The 18012-nt window shown below is 60.6% G+C and carries 12 protein-coding genes; all 12 read left to right on the top strand.

All coding sequences use genetic code 11. The features are described 5' to 3' along the window. The first annotated feature begins 65 nt into the window (after positions 1-65). The 12 genes from KVT38_RS01420 (at position 66) to KVT38_RS01365 (ending at position 17785) form a co-directional block, all read left to right on the top strand. Entirely contained in the window at positions 66-548 is a 483-nt protein-coding gene (locus KVT38_RS01420) for a MarR family winged helix-turn-helix transcriptional regulator (protein WP_217591895.1), read from the top strand. Positions 549-981: 433 nt separating this feature from the next. After that, positions 982-2184, top strand: a complete 1203-nt coding sequence (locus tag KVT38_RS01415; protein WP_254638886.1) for an MFS transporter — start codon at positions 982-984, stop codon at positions 2182-2184. A 261-nt stretch (positions 2185-2445) separates the two neighbouring features. Further along, complete coding sequence (locus tag KVT38_RS01410; RefSeq protein WP_217591893.1) at positions 2446-4806, top strand: helix-turn-helix domain-containing protein; 2361 nt, start codon at positions 2446-2448, stop codon at positions 4804-4806. A 349-nt stretch (positions 4807-5155) separates the two neighbouring features. Next, the gene (locus tag KVT38_RS01405; protein WP_368859040.1) at positions 5156-6121 is read left to right on the top strand and encodes an ABC transporter permease; all 966 of its coding nucleotides are present in this window, start codon (positions 5156-5158) and stop codon (positions 6119-6121) included. Positions 6122-6133: 12 nt separating this feature from the next. Beyond that, positions 6134-7033 carry a carbohydrate ABC transporter permease gene (locus KVT38_RS01400; protein WP_217591892.1) on the top strand — a complete coding sequence of 300 codons (900 nt, stop codon included), beginning with the start codon at positions 6134-6136 and terminating at the stop codon, positions 7031-7033. Positions 7034-7050: 17 nt separating this feature from the next. Next, positions 7051-8739 (top strand): ABC transporter substrate-binding protein, encoded by a 1689-nt coding sequence (locus KVT38_RS01395; RefSeq protein ID WP_217591891.1) that lies wholly within the window; start codon positions 7051-7053, stop codon positions 8737-8739. A 118-nt stretch (positions 8740-8857) separates the two neighbouring features. Next, entirely contained in the window at positions 8858-10237 is a 1380-nt protein-coding gene (locus tag KVT38_RS01390; protein WP_217591890.1) for an alpha-L-fucosidase, read from the top strand. Between the two features lie 454 nt (positions 10238-10691). Continuing rightward, positions 10692-11159 (top strand): RidA family protein, encoded by a 468-nt coding sequence (locus KVT38_RS01385; RefSeq protein WP_217591889.1) that lies wholly within the window; start codon positions 10692-10694, stop codon positions 11157-11159. After that, positions 11156-12253: an alanine racemase gene (locus KVT38_RS01380; RefSeq protein ID WP_368859039.1), complete on the top strand. Its 1098-nt coding sequence runs from the start codon at positions 11156-11158 to the stop codon at positions 12251-12253. The genes KVT38_RS01385 and KVT38_RS01380 overlap by 4 nt, the downstream gene beginning before the upstream one ends. A 17-nt stretch (positions 12254-12270) precedes the next feature. Further along, positions 12271-13473 carry a M20 family metallopeptidase gene (locus KVT38_RS01375; RefSeq protein WP_217591888.1) on the top strand — a complete coding sequence of 401 codons (1203 nt, stop codon included), beginning with the start codon at positions 12271-12273 and terminating at the stop codon, positions 13471-13473. Then, positions 13470-14540, top strand: coding sequence for a Gfo/Idh/MocA family protein (locus KVT38_RS01370; protein WP_217591887.1), 1071 nt, complete (start codon positions 13470-13472; stop codon positions 14538-14540). Before KVT38_RS01375 ends, KVT38_RS01370 begins: the two co-directional genes overlap by 4 nt. 110 nt (positions 14541-14650) lie before the next feature. Then, on the top strand, positions 14651-17785 hold the full coding sequence (locus KVT38_RS01365) for a beta-galactosidase (protein WP_217591886.1): 3135 nt from the start codon (positions 14651-14653) through the stop codon (positions 17783-17785). Positions 17786-18012: the final 227 nt, after the last annotated feature.

The raw sequence follows: 18012 nt of genomic DNA, 5'->3' as shown, positions 1-18012 counted from the left end.
GTCTCGCTTGATGTTCATGGAATGTTATACTACGGTTATCGCGTCTACCGGCAGGAGGACATGCCATGAACAAGGAAGATCAGGTCATCGAAGGCTTCAGGGAGCTGTTCAACAAGCTGACGTGGCTCAATAAGTCCAAGATGGAGGTCGGCCTGAAGGGATATAAGCCTTCCGAGGTCCACTGCATCGAATACATCGGCAAGCATGCGGATGCCAACGTGACGAAGCTGGCGGAGCGCTTTTACATGACGAGAAGCGCGATCAGCAAGATCGCGAAGAAGCTCATGGAGAAGGGGCTGATCGAGAGCTACCAGAAGCCCGAGAACAAGAAGGAAATTTATTTTAAGCTGACGGAGCAAGGGGAAGCCGTGAGCCGAATCCACGAGGAGCTGCATAACGAGTTCCGGGAGCGGGACAGGGCGATATTCGAGCACATCACCGAGGCGCAGTACGACAGTATGCTGCGGTTTCTGGAACGGTACAGCATGCATCTGGATGCAGAGATCGAGAAGCAGGGCGTCGAGCGATCCTCCGAAACGGACGATTGACGCGCCGGACGCCATACGCCATACGCAGGCAGCTCTTTTCGAAAGAGAAGGGCTGTCTTTTTGTTTGCCTTTAAGGCTTCACTTGCTAACCATAGGCAAGGGGCACGGGGAACGGGCATCGGACTCAGCAGACGCTATTTCGTAAAAATCGGCCCATTTTCGATCGTTTCGGACTGGAGGGACTTTATTTACTCGGATTGAGGCTAAAAGAGGCCGGCAATCCCGCATTAACGTCTCCTGGGTCCGCGAACGGGCCGCGAATCGCGAAAGGGACATAAATAAGGGCTCCTCTGTCCGTTCGCTACTACGATAACAAGCAAACCGAAAGAGTGCAGGCGACTCCTAATCATTTTTGTTGACGAGGAAACAAAAACGCGTTACGATTAACATGTTTCCGAGGAAACAAAATTAGAAACGAGGAGCTATGATACATTTGTCGACCATAGATAGAAAGGCGCTTCTATTCGGCCTGACGTCCGTATTTCTGTGCGGCATCGGCTTCAGCATCGTCGCGCCTGTCGTTCCGTTCCTGGTGAAGCCGTATATCGGCGATCCGGGAGAGCAAGCGACGGCGGTGACGCTGCTGACCGCGGTTTACGCCGCCTGCGTTTTTTTTGCGGCCCCCGTGCTGGGCGCGTTGAGCGACAGATACGGCAGACGCCCCCTGCTTCTGCTCTGCCTGCTCGGCTCCGCCGCCGGTTACTTCGTCTTCGGCATCGGGGGCGCGCTGTGGGTGCTGTTCGCCGGCCGCATCGTCGAAGGGATAACGGGGGGGAGCATCGGCACCATTTTCGCTTATTTCGCGGATATCGTCCCGCAGGAGCAGCGGACCAAATACTTCGGTTGGGCGAGCGCGGTCGTCGGCGCAGGCACCGTCATCGGCCCGACGCTGGGAGGCTTGCTCGCCAAGTTCGGCTATGCCGCGCCGCTATATTTCGGAGCCGCCGTCACGCTTCTGAATGCGGCCTTCGGATGGTTCTTTATGCCGGAGAGCCTTGCCCCGCCGCACAGACTGAAGAAGATCGCCCCCGCCAGATTAAATCCTTTTGCGCAGCTTGCCGGCATCCTTTCCTCCCCAAATTTGAACAGGCTGCTTGTCGCAGCGTTCTTGCTCTGGGTTCCCAACGGTTCGCTGCAGGCCATATTTTCGCAATTTTCCATGGATACGTTCGCATGGAAGCCGGCGCTGATCGGACTGATGTTCTCGATCATAGGCGTTCAGGACATCGTCTCGCAAAGCTTGATCATGCCCAAGCTTCTGAAGAAGCTTAGCGATAAACGGATCGCCGGCCTCGGGATGGCGGCGGAGCTGGCGGGCTACGCACTGATTGCAGCCTCGGCGCTGCTTTCGTTTTACCCGCTTCTAATCGCCGGCATGTTCGTATTCGGTTTTGGCGACTCGATCTTCGGGCCTTCATTTAACGGGCTGCTGTCCAAGTCCGCAGGTGCGAGCGAGCAAGGACGGATTCAAGGCGGCAGCCAATCGATTCAGGCGCTGGCTAGGATGATCGGGCCGTTCGTCGGCGGTCAAATTTATATATCGCTGGGACACGCCGCGCCCGCCGTGATGGGTATGATCCTGATTGCTGCCGCCTTCGCGGTCCTTCAACGTTACCGGCAGACGATGACGCTGTGATGAAGCTGTGACGCCTGACCCGCAAGACGCGCACTTGGGAGAAGTGCCGCTTGAGGGTTATCTCCGTTTCAAACGCCGCTTCCCCAACACCTTGACGGAATATGTTATGATTAAATTTGTTTCTTGTAAGCGCTACACTTTTATTGCCGTTTGGATGCAGACGCTCTTCTATCTCCCTTTTGTTAATTTCATGTCAAGAATTCAAGAATCGATGTTATAATAGTTAACAATTCACCTGAGACGAACGGAGGAACGTCTATCATGCGCTTGAGAAATCGCCTGGGCCAGCAGCCTTTATTTCTCCGAATGATGCTTCCTTACATCCTGTTTATGCTCTTGGCGCTGACGCTGGGGTGGCTGTTCTATAACAAAACGTACCATGTCGTGAAGGAAGAAGTCGTCCGCAACAACATGCAAATTTTGGAGCAGGTCAAGAGCACGCTCGACAGCCGTTTCTCCGAGATCAATACCATTTCTCTGCAATTGTTGAACGACCCCGGCGTCAACAGCTTCCAGCGGGTCTCCGATCCGTTCAGCAGCACCAATACATACAAGGTTCTGCGGACGCAGAAGAGCTTGTACAGCTACAATGCCTCCAACAATTTTGTGCTGGACTATTTTCTCATTTTCAAAAACAGCAATCTGGCGCTATCGTCCAATTCCTCGTATGAGCTGCCATACTTCTACGAACATGTACTCACCTACAATGAAATCGATTACAAAGTATGGCGCGACGATCTGCTCTCGACGTACCGCAACCGGGAGATCATGCCGACGGGCGCGGCCCGGTACGAGGATAAGACGTACGATATGATCACCTACGTGCAGTCGCTCGGCTATCCGGGACGCATCCAGGGGGCTCTGATCGTGCTCGTGGACGGCAACGAGCTGAAGTCGCTGCTCAGCGGCATCGACATCTCGGACGGCGGCTCGGCATCGATCATCGACGACAAGGGGAGAGTGGTCGCTTCGCTCTCCGGCGAAGGCTCGGAGCCCGCGCTTGGCGGCAGCGTCGTCCTGCCCGGCCTGTCCGGCACGATCGAAGCTTCGGACCAAACGGAAGGGCGCATGGTTACCTATACGACTTCTTCGTATAACAAATGGTCCTATATCGTGGCGCAGCCTCCTCATATCGTGCTGGGAAAGGTCATCTCCATTAAGAAGCTGACCTTCTCGATCGTGGCGGCGTTCCTCGGGCTCGGCATCGTGCTGGCGTATTTGTTCGCGACGCGAAGCGGCCGTCCGCTCGTGCGCATCATGTCCACGCTGCGGGACCGCCATCAGGCGGCAGGCGCGCCGAGGAAGCCGAAGGAGATGTACGGCTACATCCAGCAGTCATTGTCCTCGCTGCTCGATAACAACGCAGAGCTGCGGGAGGAGATCGACAAGCAGGTCCCGCTCGTCTGGGATACATTTTTCCAGCGGCTGCTCAAGGGCGACTTCCTGTCGATGAACGAGATCAATTCGCTGCTCGCGCATCAGCGGATCGGCTTGCACGGCCAAGGCTACGCGATCGGGATTCTGAACTTCAGCCGTGCGGGACAGAGCAATACCGAAGCGGAGCTGGACAAGCTGGACGTCAATCGCGTATGGGTAACGGAAGCGATCCGCAGAGGGCTCGGGGACGACCGGTACGCCCATCATATCGCAGAAGACAAGATCGCCTTGCTGTTCGTGGACGAGCTGGGAGACGAGGCGGCGTTCAGGCATATGATCGACCGGAGCGTGGCCGCGATCGAGGCGGAGACGAGCGGGCGCGACGGGCTGCAGCTATACTTTGCTATCGGAGGCTTCCGGTCGACCTTGCTTGAGGTGTCCGGCTCCTACGAGGAAGCCAGACAGTGCTTGTCTTCGATCAGCTACGAAGGCAAGAACGAGACGGTCTGGTTTGCCGACCTTCCGCATACGAACGCCCGCTTTTTTTTTCCGCAGGAGCTCGAGAACCGCTTAATCAATTATGCCAAAGCGGGCGAGCCCGAGGAGGTCGAGGCCGTGCTCCGCCAGCTTTACAAGGAGAATTTCAGCGACAGGCATCTGCCTCTCGCGCTGCAGCAGCTCTTCTATTATGAAATTGTAAGCTGTCTGGCCAAGCTTCAGGAGCAGCTCGCGCTGGACCATGCGATCGATATCCAGCAGCTGCTGCAGCACCCGAGCGCCGTCGACAACCCCAAGCTGTCGTATCGAAGCGCCTCGGAGATGTTCCTGGCGACCGCCCACGATCTCGACAGGCGCAAGAAGAGCCGCAATCACAGGCTGCTCGACGACATGCTGGCATTCCTGCAGCGGCATTACGGCGATGCGAACCTGACGCTCGACGCCGTCGCCGACAATATGAACGTCTCCAAAGGGTACATGTCCCAGTTCTTCAAGGAACAGATGGGCATCAACTTCTCCGAGTATCTTGAAAACATGCGTATGGACGAGGCGAAAAGCAAGCTGGCCACGACGTCTCTGACGATCCGCGAGATCGCGGAGCAGGTGGGCTACCATTCGTCCAGCACGTTCTGCCGGGCGTTCAAGCGGGGAACGGGGCTAAGCGCGACCGTATTCCGCGAGCTGGCCCGCAACGAGGCGGCATATCCGTCGTCCGCCGGACCTGCCGGAGCGGTGGGCGAGGCGTGACAATCGCATAGACGGGAGTTCCCAGAGCCGCCAGGCTTGTGCCGGCGGCTTTTTGCTTTCGTGGGGGCGAAGCCCCGGAATGGCTCTTTTTTTCGCATTTAAGATCCAATTATGGAAAATAAAATGCTATTTCTGAACAAATGCACACTGAAAACGCAATCATCAATACCCGAATCTGAACGAATGGCGATCATCGGACCACAACGCAATTTACTTCCCAGGCCCCGAGCGCCTAAGCTTGCCCTAAGCCGCAGAGCAGCCCGGACGATCCGAGACGATCGTTCCCGGCCGTCCCCGTTCGATCGGGGGCTACGGACTCCAAGTTAGGGCAAGGGAGGTGAGACAGGAAGTGAGCGTACCCGATATCAAGCGTCTAGCAAGCAGAGAGAGCGTCGCACCCCGCAATTCAGCCGTCTCCAAAAAGATCGTCCGAGGGTGGCAGTTGTACGTGCTGATGGCGTTGCCCTTCGCGTACCTGATCATCTTCAAGTACGTGCCGATGTACGGCGCCCAGATCGCGTTCAAGAACTTCATCGTCACCAAGGGAATCTGGGGGAGCGCCTGGGTCGGACTCGATCACTTCTCGCGGTTCATCCATTCGTACGATTTCACCCGGATTCTGGGCAACACGCTGCTGCTCAGCTTCTACAATCTGCTCGCGGGATTCCCTTTCCCGATCCTGCTGGCGCTCGGCCTCAACTACTTGAGGAGCAGGTCGTACCGCAAGGTCGTCCAGATGGTGACGTACGCGCCGCATTTTATCTCGATCGTCGTCATCGTCGGCATCGTCAAGGAGCTGCTCGATCCGCGGATCGGGATCGTGAACAAGCTGCTCGGCTTCTTCGGCGTCGCCCCGATCAACTTCATGGGCGAGATCTCGATGTTCTCTTCCATCTATGTCTGGTCGGACGTGTGGCAGCACGCCGGGTTCAACTGCATCATCTTTATCGCCGCGCTGGCCGCCATCGATCCGGCGCTGCACGAGGCGGCGGTCGTGGATGGGGCAAGCAAGTTCAGGCGCATGTGGCACATCGATCTGCCCGGCATTATGCCGATGGCGGTCATCCTGCTCATCCTCAATACCGGACACATTCTGGACGTCGGTTTCGAAAAGGTGCTGCTGCTGCAAAATCCGATCAACTTGAAGGCATCCGAAATCATCGACACGTATGTGTACAAGGTCGGCCTGACCGCGCAGGTTGCGAATTACTCCTACTCCACCGCCATCGGATTGTTCAAGTCCGTCATCAATCTGGCGTTGCTGCTGGCGGTAAACAAGCTTGCGCAGAGAACGAAGCAGGCGAGCTTATGGTAAAGGAGTGTGCGCATGGATATCCGGTTTCGCAACGAGTCGTTTACAGACAAGCTCTTCACAATCGTTAACGCGATCTTCATCACCGTGCTGTTCGTCAGCGTGCTGTATCCGATTATCTACATCGTCAGCGCTTCGTTCAGCGATTCGCAGGCGGTCGTATCGGGCGAGGTATGGCTGTGGCCGGTACGTCCGAGCCTCGAGGGCTATACGGCGGTGCTCGACTACAAGATGGTATGGACCGGCTTCAAAAACTCGCTGATCTACACGGTAGCGGGCACGGCGGTCAACGTCTTGATGACGGTGCTGGCGGCTTACCCGTTATCGCGCAAGGACTTTTATGGGAAAAATATGTTCATGTTCCTGTTCATGTTCACGACGATGTTCACCGGGGGACTGATCCCGAACTACCTGCTCGTTCGCGAGCTGCACATGCTGGACACGGTATGGTCGATGATCATCCCGACGGCGCTGACCGTCTGGAACGTCATCATCGCGCGCACCTACTTCCAGATGTCGATCCCCGACGAGCTGCTTGAAGCGGCGCAGCTGGACGGCTGCAACGACTTTCAGTTCGTGTGGAAAATCGTCATCCGGCTGTCGGGTCCGATCCTGGCCGTCATTACGCTCTATTACGCGGCGGCGAACTGGAACCAATATTTTAACGCGATGATCTACCTGAAGTCCCAGCACATGTATCCCCTGCAGCTCGTTCTGAAGGATATTCTGGTCAAAAACGACGTCGACGTCGCGATGCTGTCCGGAGACCCGATGGACGCCGCGAGGCGCGAAGCGCTGAAGACGCTGCTCAAGTATTCGCTGATCGTCATTTCTACCGTACCGCTGCTCGTGGTTTACCCTTTTGTGCAAAAGTATCTGGTCAAAGGCGTCATGATCGGTTCATTAAAAGGATAAAAAAGGGGACAAATACGATGAAAATCAAACAGATGGTCTCGATGGCGCTCGCCATGGTATTGCTGGTTACGATATTGGCGGCCTGCAGCGGCAACAATGCCGATTCGAACGCCTCCTCCGGCGGCGCTTCCCCGGGCTCGGAAGCGGCGGTCGCGCCGGCCGGGGAATTTCCGATCGTGAAGGATAAGATTACGTTGAAGGTCATGACGGGGGCGAACCCCGCCGTTGAGGACTTCAACACGAATGAATTTACGAAGTACTTCGAGGATCTCACCAACATTCACGTGGAATGGGAGATCGTGCCGACCAGCGCGGTCGCGGAGAAGCTCAATCTCGCCTTGGCCAGCGGCGACCTGCCGGACGTCGTCATGATGATGGACGTCACGCCGGAGCAGCAGGCGCTGTACGGGCAGCAAGGCGTGCTGCTTCCGCTGAACGATTATATCGAGAAATACGGGGTCAATACGAAAAAGATGTTCGAAGAAAGCCCGCTCGTCAAGCCAACGATCACGTCCGCCGACGGCAACATCTACGCGCTGCCCGCGCCTAACGAATGCTACCACTGTTCGATGCGCCAGAAGATGTGGATCTACCAGCCGTGGCTCGACAAGCTCGGTCTGAAGATGCCGACGACGACCGACGAGTTCTACAACGTGCTGAAGGCCTTCAAAGAGCAAGATCCGAACGGCAACGGCAAGGCGGACGAGATTCCGTTCTCCGGCGCCCCGGCCCAATCGCAAGGCTCCACGCTCACGACGAGCGTCGAGAACTTCTTGATGAATTCCTTTACTTACGCGCCGTTCACCCGCCTCTACGTGAACGATCAGGACAAGGTCGACGTGCCATACACCAAGGACGGCTGGAAGGAAGGCATGAAGTACCTGCACAAGCTGTACGCGGAAGGCTTGATGGACCCGCAGGCGCTGACGCGGGACCCGGCGCAGCTCGTTCAGCTCGGGGAAAATCCGGATACGGTCATTCTCGGCGCCGCCTCCGGCCCGAATATGAGCGTCATCACGCAGCTGAACGGCGCGAGCGGACGCTGGAAGGAGTATGTCGCCGTACCTCCGCTGAAGGGACCGGGCGGCGTTCAGCTCACCCAGTACGATCCGTACCAAGTCGCTCCCGGCAAGTTCGTCATCACCAAGGAAGCGAAAAATCCGGAAGCGGCGTTCCGCTTCGCCGACGCGCTGTACGACCGCGAGATCACGCTTCGCTCGACGATCGGGGAACCGGACGTCGACTGGCGCTGGGCGGAAAAAGGCGAGATTGGCCTGAACGGCGAAGCCGCCGTCTACAAGGACATGTCTTCGTTCGGCGTGACGCAGAACAAGCACTGGTCGCAGAGCGGCATCGCCTACCGTCCGAACTCGCTTCGCCTCGGCGCGGTAGCGAGCGAAGACAATCCGCTTGAATCGATCCTGTACAAAGAGACGAAGGACAAGTACGAGCCGTACCGCGTCGACGTCAAGTCGGTGCTGCCTCCGCTGAACCTGACGGTGGACCAGTCCCAGGAGATCGCCGACCTGTCGAAGACGATCTACGACTACACGAGCGAGATGATGGCGCGCTTCATTATCGGCGACGCCGATGTCGACGCAGAGTGGGACAAGTATTTGAAGACGCTGGACGGCATGAATCTGAAGCGTTACCTCGAGATTTACCAAACGGCTTATGAGGCTCGTAAGGCTGCGGCTGCACAGTAAGGTTTTTAAAAAATGGGAATAGCGGCGACAGGGAGGCGCCGGCACGGCGAGAAACGGCAGAGCCGCAGCCGCCGGGCCGGCGTCTTGCTTCCGCGCGCGCTGAAGGGAAGCGGATTCGATGACAATGCAAGCGCCGACACAAACCTTCTCGGTGCCCGACAAGTGGCAATGGTTCACCGAGAGCCGGTACGGCTTGTTTATACACTGGGGACCTTACGCTCAGTTCGGGAGAGGGGAGCAGGTGCTGTTCCGCGAGCATATGAACCAGGCGGAATATGCGGACGCCGCCAGTGCCTGGAACCCCGAGCGCTTCGATCCGGAGCTGTGGGCGGACACCGCGCGCAAGGCGGGCTTTAAGTACGCCTGCTTCACGACCCGGCATCACGACGGCTACTGCATGTGGGACAGCGCGTACACCGACTACTCGAGCGCGAAGCAGGCGCCGAAGCGCGACTTCGTGCGCGAATACGTCGATGCCTTCCGCAAGGCGGGACTGCGAATCGGACTGTATTATTCGTGGATCGACTGGCGCTTGCCTGCCTATTTCGACGGTCCGGAGAAGGACCCGGAAGGCTGGGCCAAGACGAAGGAATACCTGCACAACCAGGTGAAGGAACTGCTCACCAACTACGGGCAGATCGACCACTTCTTCTTCGACGGCGTATGGCCGCGCAACGCGGACGATCTCGGCAGCGTGGAGCTTGTGGAGGAGATGCGGAAGCTTCAGCCGGGCATCCTGATCAACAACCGGCTGGGCTATTCCGAGCAGCATGACGGGTATCGCGCCGACGGCGGCATCGGGGCGGGGGATTCGGAGACGCTCGGCGACTTCGGCACGCCGGAGCATCTGATCGTCGTCGACCGCAAGCGGCTGTGGGAGTCGTGCCAGGTTACGACGTGGCGCCTATGGAGCCACGTGTTCGGCGAGCGCTGGCGCCCGGCCGACTACCTGCTCGACATGCTGGTTGAATGCGCGGAGAAAGGCGGCGCCCACGGCGGCAACCTGCTCCTCAACGTGGGACCGACGGCTGACGGGCAGTTCCCGCCCGAGTTCCTCGAACGGGCCGAAGCGATCGGCCGCTGGCTCGACGTTCACGGCGAGGCGATCTACGGCTCGGACGGCGGCGCGATCACAGAGTTCATCACGCGCGGACGTCAGACGACGCGCGGCAACAACCTGTACCTGATCATCCGCTTCTGGGACGGTCGCCCGACGCTGCGTCTCGCGGACCTGGCGACCCGCGTTAAGAGCGTCACGCTGCTGACGACCGGCCAGACGCTAGGCTTCACCCAGCAAGGCGACGAGCTGATCATCGACGGGCTGCCGCAAGAGGCGCCGTCCCGCTTGTTCCCGGTCATCCGCGTCGAGTGCGAGGGACCGCCGGAAGCCAATTCGTGGGGAAGGCAACGCCTGTGGGAAGGCGATCCGCATCGCGTCGCCGAATGGGCGCGGGCGCAGCGCGGCACCTCGGTGTATCGGGACGGGAAAGAGCGGTAAGGCGGTGTTTGCGCAGAGAAGCTGTATCGACTGGCTGGGCCGAAGAGGCAGAGCGCAATCCGACAGGGAGACTGACGGCGGGCGTGTGAGGTGATTCGAGTAGAGGGGAATAGCGCGATTTTGCGCTATTCTTGCGCATCAAGTTGGCTGCGGGCGAGCCAGATGGTTGGAGTAGAGGGGAATAGCTCAATTTTGCGTTATTCTAGTGCATCGAGTTGGCGGCGGGCGAGCCAGATGGTTGGAGTAGAGGGGAATAGCTCAATTTTGCGTTATTCTAGTGCATCGAGTTGGCGGCAGGCGAGTCGGGTGATTCGAATACACGGGAATAACGCGATTTTGCGCTATTAAGCTAGCGGCGGAGAGTCTAGCGGCACTTTGCCGCAATGGCGGAAAACAGGTACAGGTGTCCGGCAATGGTGAAATCTAACAACGAACCAAACAGGAGGAATTCGCGATGGGACAGGCCGAACAGGCGCTGGAACGGCTCGGGATCAAGCTCGGCGAGGTGCCGCCTCCGGTGGCGTCTTACGTACCGGCCAAGCAGGTCGGCAATGTCGTTTACACGTCGGGCAACGACTGCCGGATCGACGGCGTGCTGATGGCGACGGGCAAGGTCGGCAAGGACTTGACGGTGGAGGAGGGCTATGCGGTCGCGCGGCAGGTGGCGATCAACCTGCTTGCCGTGCTCAAGGCGCATCTGGGCGAGCTGGATCGGATCAAGCAGGTGGTCAAAATGCTGGCGTTCGTCAATTCGGCGGACGGGTTTACTCACCAGCCGTTTGTCATCAACGGCGCGTCGGATCTGCTCGTAGAGGTACTGGGCGAAAAAGGGCGGCATGCCCGCTCGGCCATTTCGGCCAATGAGCTGCCGTTTGACACGCCCGTCGAGATCGAGCTGATCGTCGAGGTCGAGGAGGCGTGAGCCTTTATGCGGACTTGACGACGCCGGCCGTCATCGTCGATCTGGACATCGCCGAGCGAAACATCTCGGCGATGGCGGAGCGCCTGCGCCGAACCGGCGTCGCCCACCGGCCGCATATGAAATCGCACAAGTCGGCCGCGATCGCGCGCCGCCAGCTGGCGGCGGGGGCCGTCGGCATCACGGTGGCCAAGCTGTCGGAGGCGGAGGCGTTCGCGGACGCCGGCATCAAGGATATCCTCATCGCCTATTCGATTATCGGTGAGGACAAGCTGCGCCGTCTCGAAGCGCTGCATCGCCGCGCGAGCCTGATCGTGACGGCGGACAGCATGCCGGTCGCGGAGGGGCTGTCCGCCGTCGGCACCCGCACCGGCAAGCCGGGCCGAGTGCTGATCGAGATCGACGGCGGCCTCCATCGCGGCGGATGCCAGCCGGGCGCGGACACGCTTGCGTTCGCAAAAGAGCTGCGCGAGCTGCCGGGGATCGAGATCGCAGGCCTCATGGGCTATTACGGCAAAATCTACGCGCAGCGGGACGAAGCCGGATTCACGGCGGCGATTCGCGGCGAGGCGGCCGAGATGAGCGCCACGGCGGAGCTGCTGCGGAGCGAAGGCATTCCGGTCGGCATCGTGAGCACCGGATCTTCGCCCGCGGCGATTTACAGCCATGAGCTCCAAGGCGTGACCGAAGTGAGAGCCGGCAACTATGTGTTCTTCGATGCGTCCGGCGTCGGCCTCGGCATCGCTCGCGAGGAAGATTGCGCGCTGCGCGTCATCGTGACCGTCGTCAGCGTGCCGCTGCCCGGCTATGCGACGATCGACGCCGGCACGAAGACGCTGACCGGGGACCGGGCGCACGGCCGGGAAGGCTTCGGCATCGTCGTCGGCCGTCCGGGCATCCGGATAGCGGGCTTGAACGAGGAGCACGGCTTCCTGGAATTCGATCCGGCGTCGGAACAGATTAAGGTCGGCGACCGGCTGGAGCTGATCCCGAATCACTCCTGCGTGCTCCCGAACCTGTGCGACCGGGTAGCCGGCGTGCGCGGCGGGGAACTGGAGGAGTGGATCCGGATCGACGCGCGCGGATGCTGCTACTAAAGAAGAGGGGGAGGAAGATGGCTTTTCCGATCGTCGATCGCGAAGAGATTTGCCGGGTGCTCCGGGACCTCGTGGCAATCCCCAGCGTGAACCCGGCTTTCCCGGGCGGAACGGGCGAGGGTGACGTCGCGGCATACGTCCGAAACTACCTGGAGAGCAACGGGATCAGATGCATCATGCAGCCTGTCACTGAAGACCGAAGCAACGTCATCGGCATGCTGCCCGGCGTTCGCGCCGACAGAACGCTGCTGCTGGAAGCGCATATGGACACGGTGCAGACGACGGGCATGACGGTCGAGCCCTTCGGCGCGAAGACGGCGTCGGGCCGGCTGTACGGCAGAGGCGCGTGCGATACCAAAGCGTCGCTGGCGGCGATGCTGGTCGCACTAGGCACGCTCGCCCGGAGCGGACGCAAACCGCCGGTCGGCGTGCACCTCGCAGCGGTCGTCGACGAGGAATACCGCTATGCCGGCGTGGCGAAGCTGGCCCAGGCGATCGAGGCGGGCGAGCTCCGCTACGAGGCCTCGATCGTCGGCGAGCCGACGGGGCTCAGCCGGGTGGTGGCGCACAAGGGCTGCGTTCGTTTCCGCATCGAGGCGCGCGGTATCGCCGGTCATAGCTCGGATCCAAGCAAGGGCGTCAACGCGATCGAGCAAGCGATGAAGATCGTTCGCTACCTGAGCGAAGTCATCGAGCCCGGCTACGAGGCGCTACGGCATCCGCTCGTCGGGCCGCCGACGCATTGCATCGCGCAGATCGAGGGCGGAGATGCGCCGAATACCATTCCCGGTGCCTGCACGCTGACCATCGATCGCAGGACGGTTCCTGGCGAGGAGCCGCTCGACGTTTGGCAACGGACGAAGGCTGGCCTTGAGCGGTTCGCGCGGGAGACGCCGGGCCTCGAGCTCGTCGTTCACGAGCCTTTTATTATCGATTATGCCATGGAAATCAGTACCGACGTGCCTGTCGTCGGCAAGCTCGCGCGCGCGGTGGACCGGGTGAAGCGAGGAACTGCCGAGCACGGCGCCGCCTATGGAACGGATGCGAGCAAGCTGGCCAGAGTCGGGGTCCCGTCCATCGTCTTCGGACCGGGCGACATCCGCCAGGCGCATACGGACGACGAATGGGTGGAGCTGGCCGAGGTATGTGCGGCCGCGGACGCGCTCACGGCGCTCATCGCGAATTACATAGACGAAGAGGGAGAGGAAGAAACGGCATGAGCAGCACGGAGCAAGTGAAGATCGGTGTCGTCGGCGTCGGGACCATCTCGGAGCTTCACCTGAACGCCTACAAGAACAACCCGAACGTCCGCATCGAGGCGATCTGCGACCTGAACGAGGAGCGGGCGAAGGCGACTGCCGCCAAGTACGGCGCGCCGCAGGCGTTTTCCGATTATAATCGCATGTTCGCCGAAGCCGGCCTGGACGGGGTGAGCATCTGCACCTGGAACAACACCCATGAGCCGATCGCGATCGCGGCGCTTCAAGCGGGACTTCACGTGCTGCTGGAAAAGCCGCTCAGCACGACGGTCGAGGCGGCGCTCCGGATCGAGGAAGCCGTTCGCGCGACGGGCCGCAAGCTGCAGGTCGGCTACGTCCGCCGCTACGACAACAACGCGCAGCTCGTGAAGCAGTTCGCGGATACGGGGGAGCTTGGCGAGTTTTATTACGCGAAGGCTTCGAGCATCCGCCGGGTGGGCAACCCGGGCGGCTGGTTCGCGGACAAGGAACGCTCCGGCGGCGGACCGGTCATCGATATCGGGGTTCATGTTGTCGATCTTTGCTGGTACCTGATGGGCCGCCCCAAGCCGGTGTCCGTTTCCGCGAATACGTACCGCAAGCTGGGCAACCGCGCCAACGTCAAGCATATGACCTCCTATAAGGCAGCCGATTACGACGCTTCGCGCAACACGGTCGAGGACATGGCGAACGCGATCATCCGCTTCGAGGGCGGCGCGTCCCTCCTGCTGGAAGCGAGCTTCACGCTGCACGCCAAGGAGAACAAGACGACGATCTCCCTGTTCGGCGACAAAGGCGGCGTCGAGATCGATCCGGCGCTCGCGATCGTGACGGAGAAGCATGACACGATTCTGAACGTGACGCCGCAGACCGACCATCCGGGTTTCCACTTGGAGAGCGCCTTTCAAAACGAGATCGACCACTTCGTAGACTGCGTCCGGACGGGCAGCGAGCCGATCAGTCCGGTGTCCGACGGGGTCGAGGTCATGAAGATGCTGTGCGGCATTTACGAGTCGGCGGAAAAAGGCGAGGAGATCCGGCTCTCGTAATCGCGGGCGGCTTGAAGCGTCATTCGGCACGCTGGCCGGGTGGCGCTTTTTTTCGGAAGTGAAGAATGGGCCGACAAGACGATAAAGACGACAACGGAGGAAACGATCGGATGAGCAAAATCGCGATTTTATACGATGAGAGCCTGCCCTTTCCCGGAGTACGGCCCGACGCCCGCGCGCTGCAGGAGCTGGCGAAGCTCGGTACGCTAGCGGCGGCCGGGGAGTGGGAATCGGCGCTTGCGCATGCCACAGCGGCCATTCATCTGCACGGCCCCTATTTTCCAAAGTCGGATTGGCCTGCGCTCTCCGCCTTTCTGAAGAGGGGCGGCGGTTTGCTGCATGTAGGAGGAGCACCGTTCCGTCGTCCCGCCTACCGGAGCGAGGATGGCGCTTGGACGCTGGAGACGGAGCAGACGGCCTACCATCAACAGCTCGGCATCCACGAGCTTCTGCCCGTCGATCCCGAGCCGATCGTGAAGTATCGTTCCTCCGAGGAATTCCCGCTTTTTGCCGGCAGAGAAGCGCTGTTTGGCGTGCAGCCGACGTACGGTATCGTCGCGCACTTCACGACGCTTGACGACCATCCGGGCGACGGAGGGACATCTGGCCCGATGGACGCCCATCTTCATCCGCTGCTGAAGGGCGAGTCGCGAGACGGGCGCGAAGTGGCGGCGCCGGCCGTGCTGCTGGAAAATACGAAGGGCGACTTTGCCGGCGGGCGATGGCTGTTCGTTCATCTGGAGGCGGAGGCGAAGCTGTGGCAGGACGAGGGGCTGCAGGCGCTCGCGGATTGGGCCGGCTATTGCGCGAAAGGCGTGACCGAGATCTGGTTCAAGCCGAACTATGCCAGCTACGAGATCGGAGAGCGGCCGATTGTGACCGTGCAGCTTCAGGCGCTGAGCCGATTAACGGCGGGAGAAGACGCGAGCGGGATGAAATGGACGTTCGAGCTCTCGGTCGCCCTCGTCGGCAAGTACGGGAGCCGCGAACGGATCTGGACGGAGAGCGCTTCGCTCGAGGCTTCCCGCGAGCTTCGGTTTTTGCGGCTTCCCGTCGGCATAAACGCTGAGCCGGGCTATTACGAAGCGGAATGCCGGGCGACGTCCGACGATGGGGAGATCCGGCTGCTCCGCCAAGGCTTTTGGGGCTTCGACCGCAAGCTGCTGGCCGAGGGGGAGTTTCTGGCGTGCGGCCGCGACTACTTCGAGCGCGGAGGGCGGCCGGTCCCGATCGTCGGGATGACGTACATGACGTCGGACGTGGCGCGCAAGTTCCTGCTGCTGCCCAACGCCGCCGCATGGAACCGCGACATGGCCGAGATGAGCCGGGCGGGCATCAACCTGATACGCACCGGCATCTGGTCGATGTGGCGGCAGACGATGTTTGTCGACGGTCATGCGTCGGAGGAGGCGATGCGGGCGATAGACGCCTTTTTGTTGACGGCCAAGCGTCATGGGCTCGAGGTGACCTTTACGTTTTTTACGTTCACGCCGGAGCTGTGGGAAGGGGCAAACCCTTACCTCGACCCGCGAAGCGTGGAGGCCCAGAAGCGTTTTATCGCCTCGATCGTGTCGCGGCACGCCTCCTCGACGCATGTGCACTGGGATCTGATCAACGAGCCTTCCCTGTTCGATCCCCGGAATATTTTTAACGGCCCGCAGACGGCGGGAGATCCTCATGAGAAAAGATTGTATTCGGATTGGCTCAAGACGCGTCACGACGGCAGCATCCAGCTCCTTCAGGAACGCTGGAACATGACACCCGAGGAGCTGCCCGACTTCGAGTCGATCCGCGCGCCGACATTGGCGGATCTGCAGTTCAAGGTCACCGGCGTGCAGCCCCGGCGCAATGCGAGGCTGCTTGATTACACGCTTTTCTCCATGGACATGCACAACCGGTGGGTACGCGAGCTCAGCGCCACGATCCGCGACGCGCAGCCTGCGCAGCTCGTGACGGTCGGCCAGGACGAAGGTATTTGCAGCCAGCGGCCGTCCCCGTTTTTCTACGGACCGGCAGTCGATTATACGACCGTGCATACGTGGTGGCAGAACGACGACCTGATGTGGGACGGCATCTTCACGAAGACGCCGGACAAGCCGAACCTCGTTCAGGAGACCGGCCTCATGTACGTGGAGACGCCGGAAGGCAAGGCCAAGCGCTCCGAGCGCGAGCTGAAGGCGATTCTCGAGCGCAAGTACGCGTACGCCTTCGCTTCGGGCGGGGCGGGCGCCGTGCAGTGGATATGGAACATCAATCCCTACATGCACAACGTGAACGAGTCGAACATCGGCGCGCTGCGCGCGGACGGCACGCAGAAGCCGGAGGCGGACGTGTCGTACGACTTCGGCCGGTTCATGGCTTCGATCTCGGACTTGTTCGAGGAGCGCAGGCTGGAGGAGACGGCGATCGTCTATCCGTTCTCCAACGACTTCTCGACGCGCAAGCTCGCGATGGACGCGACGACGCGGCTGACCCGCACGATGCTCTACGAGCTGAAGCAGCCGATTCGCGGTCTGTCGGAGTACGCGCTCGATTCGCTGGACGATCATCCGCCCAGGCTGCTGATCGTCCCGAGTCCGCATAACTTCAGCGGCGAGGCACTGGATCGTCTGCTGGCGCACGTCGAAAAGAGCGGCTGCACGCTGTTGTTCACCGGCCCGATGGGCCTCGACGAATACTGGCGGTCGACATCCCGCATGGCTTCGCGGATCGGGGATACACGGTGGGCGAACGTGCGGCGGGAAGAGCTGCTGCTGCTCGAGGGGCGGGGGCTGCCGGTCTCGTTTCCCAAGCTGCGGTTCGCCGAGACGGCCAAGGAGCTGCCGGCCGATGCGGCGGACGCGAACGGCGCCGTGCCGGTCACGGTTCATGCGCTCGGGCGGGGCAAGCTGATCCGCTGTCCGCTGCCAGTCGAGCTGAACGAGCGGAACGCGACGCTGACGGAGCTGTACCGGTATGCGCTGCGAGAGGCGGGCGTCGGACCGGAGTTGGAGTGGAGACGCGGCGGCGAGCTGCCCGGCGTCTTCGGGCGCAAGCTGGAATTTGCCGCAGGCTCGCTGTTTATCTTTGTCTCCGAGTACGCCGTTTCGTCGGAGATCGAAGTGCGCGATCCCGTCGGCGGAGGCATCTACCGGTTCGAGCTGGAGGCCGAACGGTCGGTCCTGTTCGCGATCGACCGTTCGGGCGACGTCACCGCCGTCTATCGGCCGGATGAGACGCAGATCGTTCGCTTGAACGAGAAATAATATAGACGGCTTAGCATGCCGCCAGGGCGAGTTGCCTGGCGGTTTTTTGACGCGCCTCCCGCACTTCCCGCCCCAAGTATGAACGTAGATCGACAAACGAGCCCGCCGCCCACGTTCCCCGCCCCAAGTATGAACGTAGATCGACAAACGAGCCCGCCGCCCACGTTCCCCGCCCCAAGTATCAACGTAGATCGACAAACGAGCCCGCCGCCCACGTTCCCCGCCCC

Origin of the sequence: Cohnella sp. GbtcB17 (genome assembly GCF_019091135.1) — a bacterium.
Lineage (GTDB): Bacteria > Bacillota > Bacilli > Paenibacillales > Paenibacillaceae > Cohnella.
This window is presented reverse-complemented; position numbering and strand designations above follow the sequence as displayed.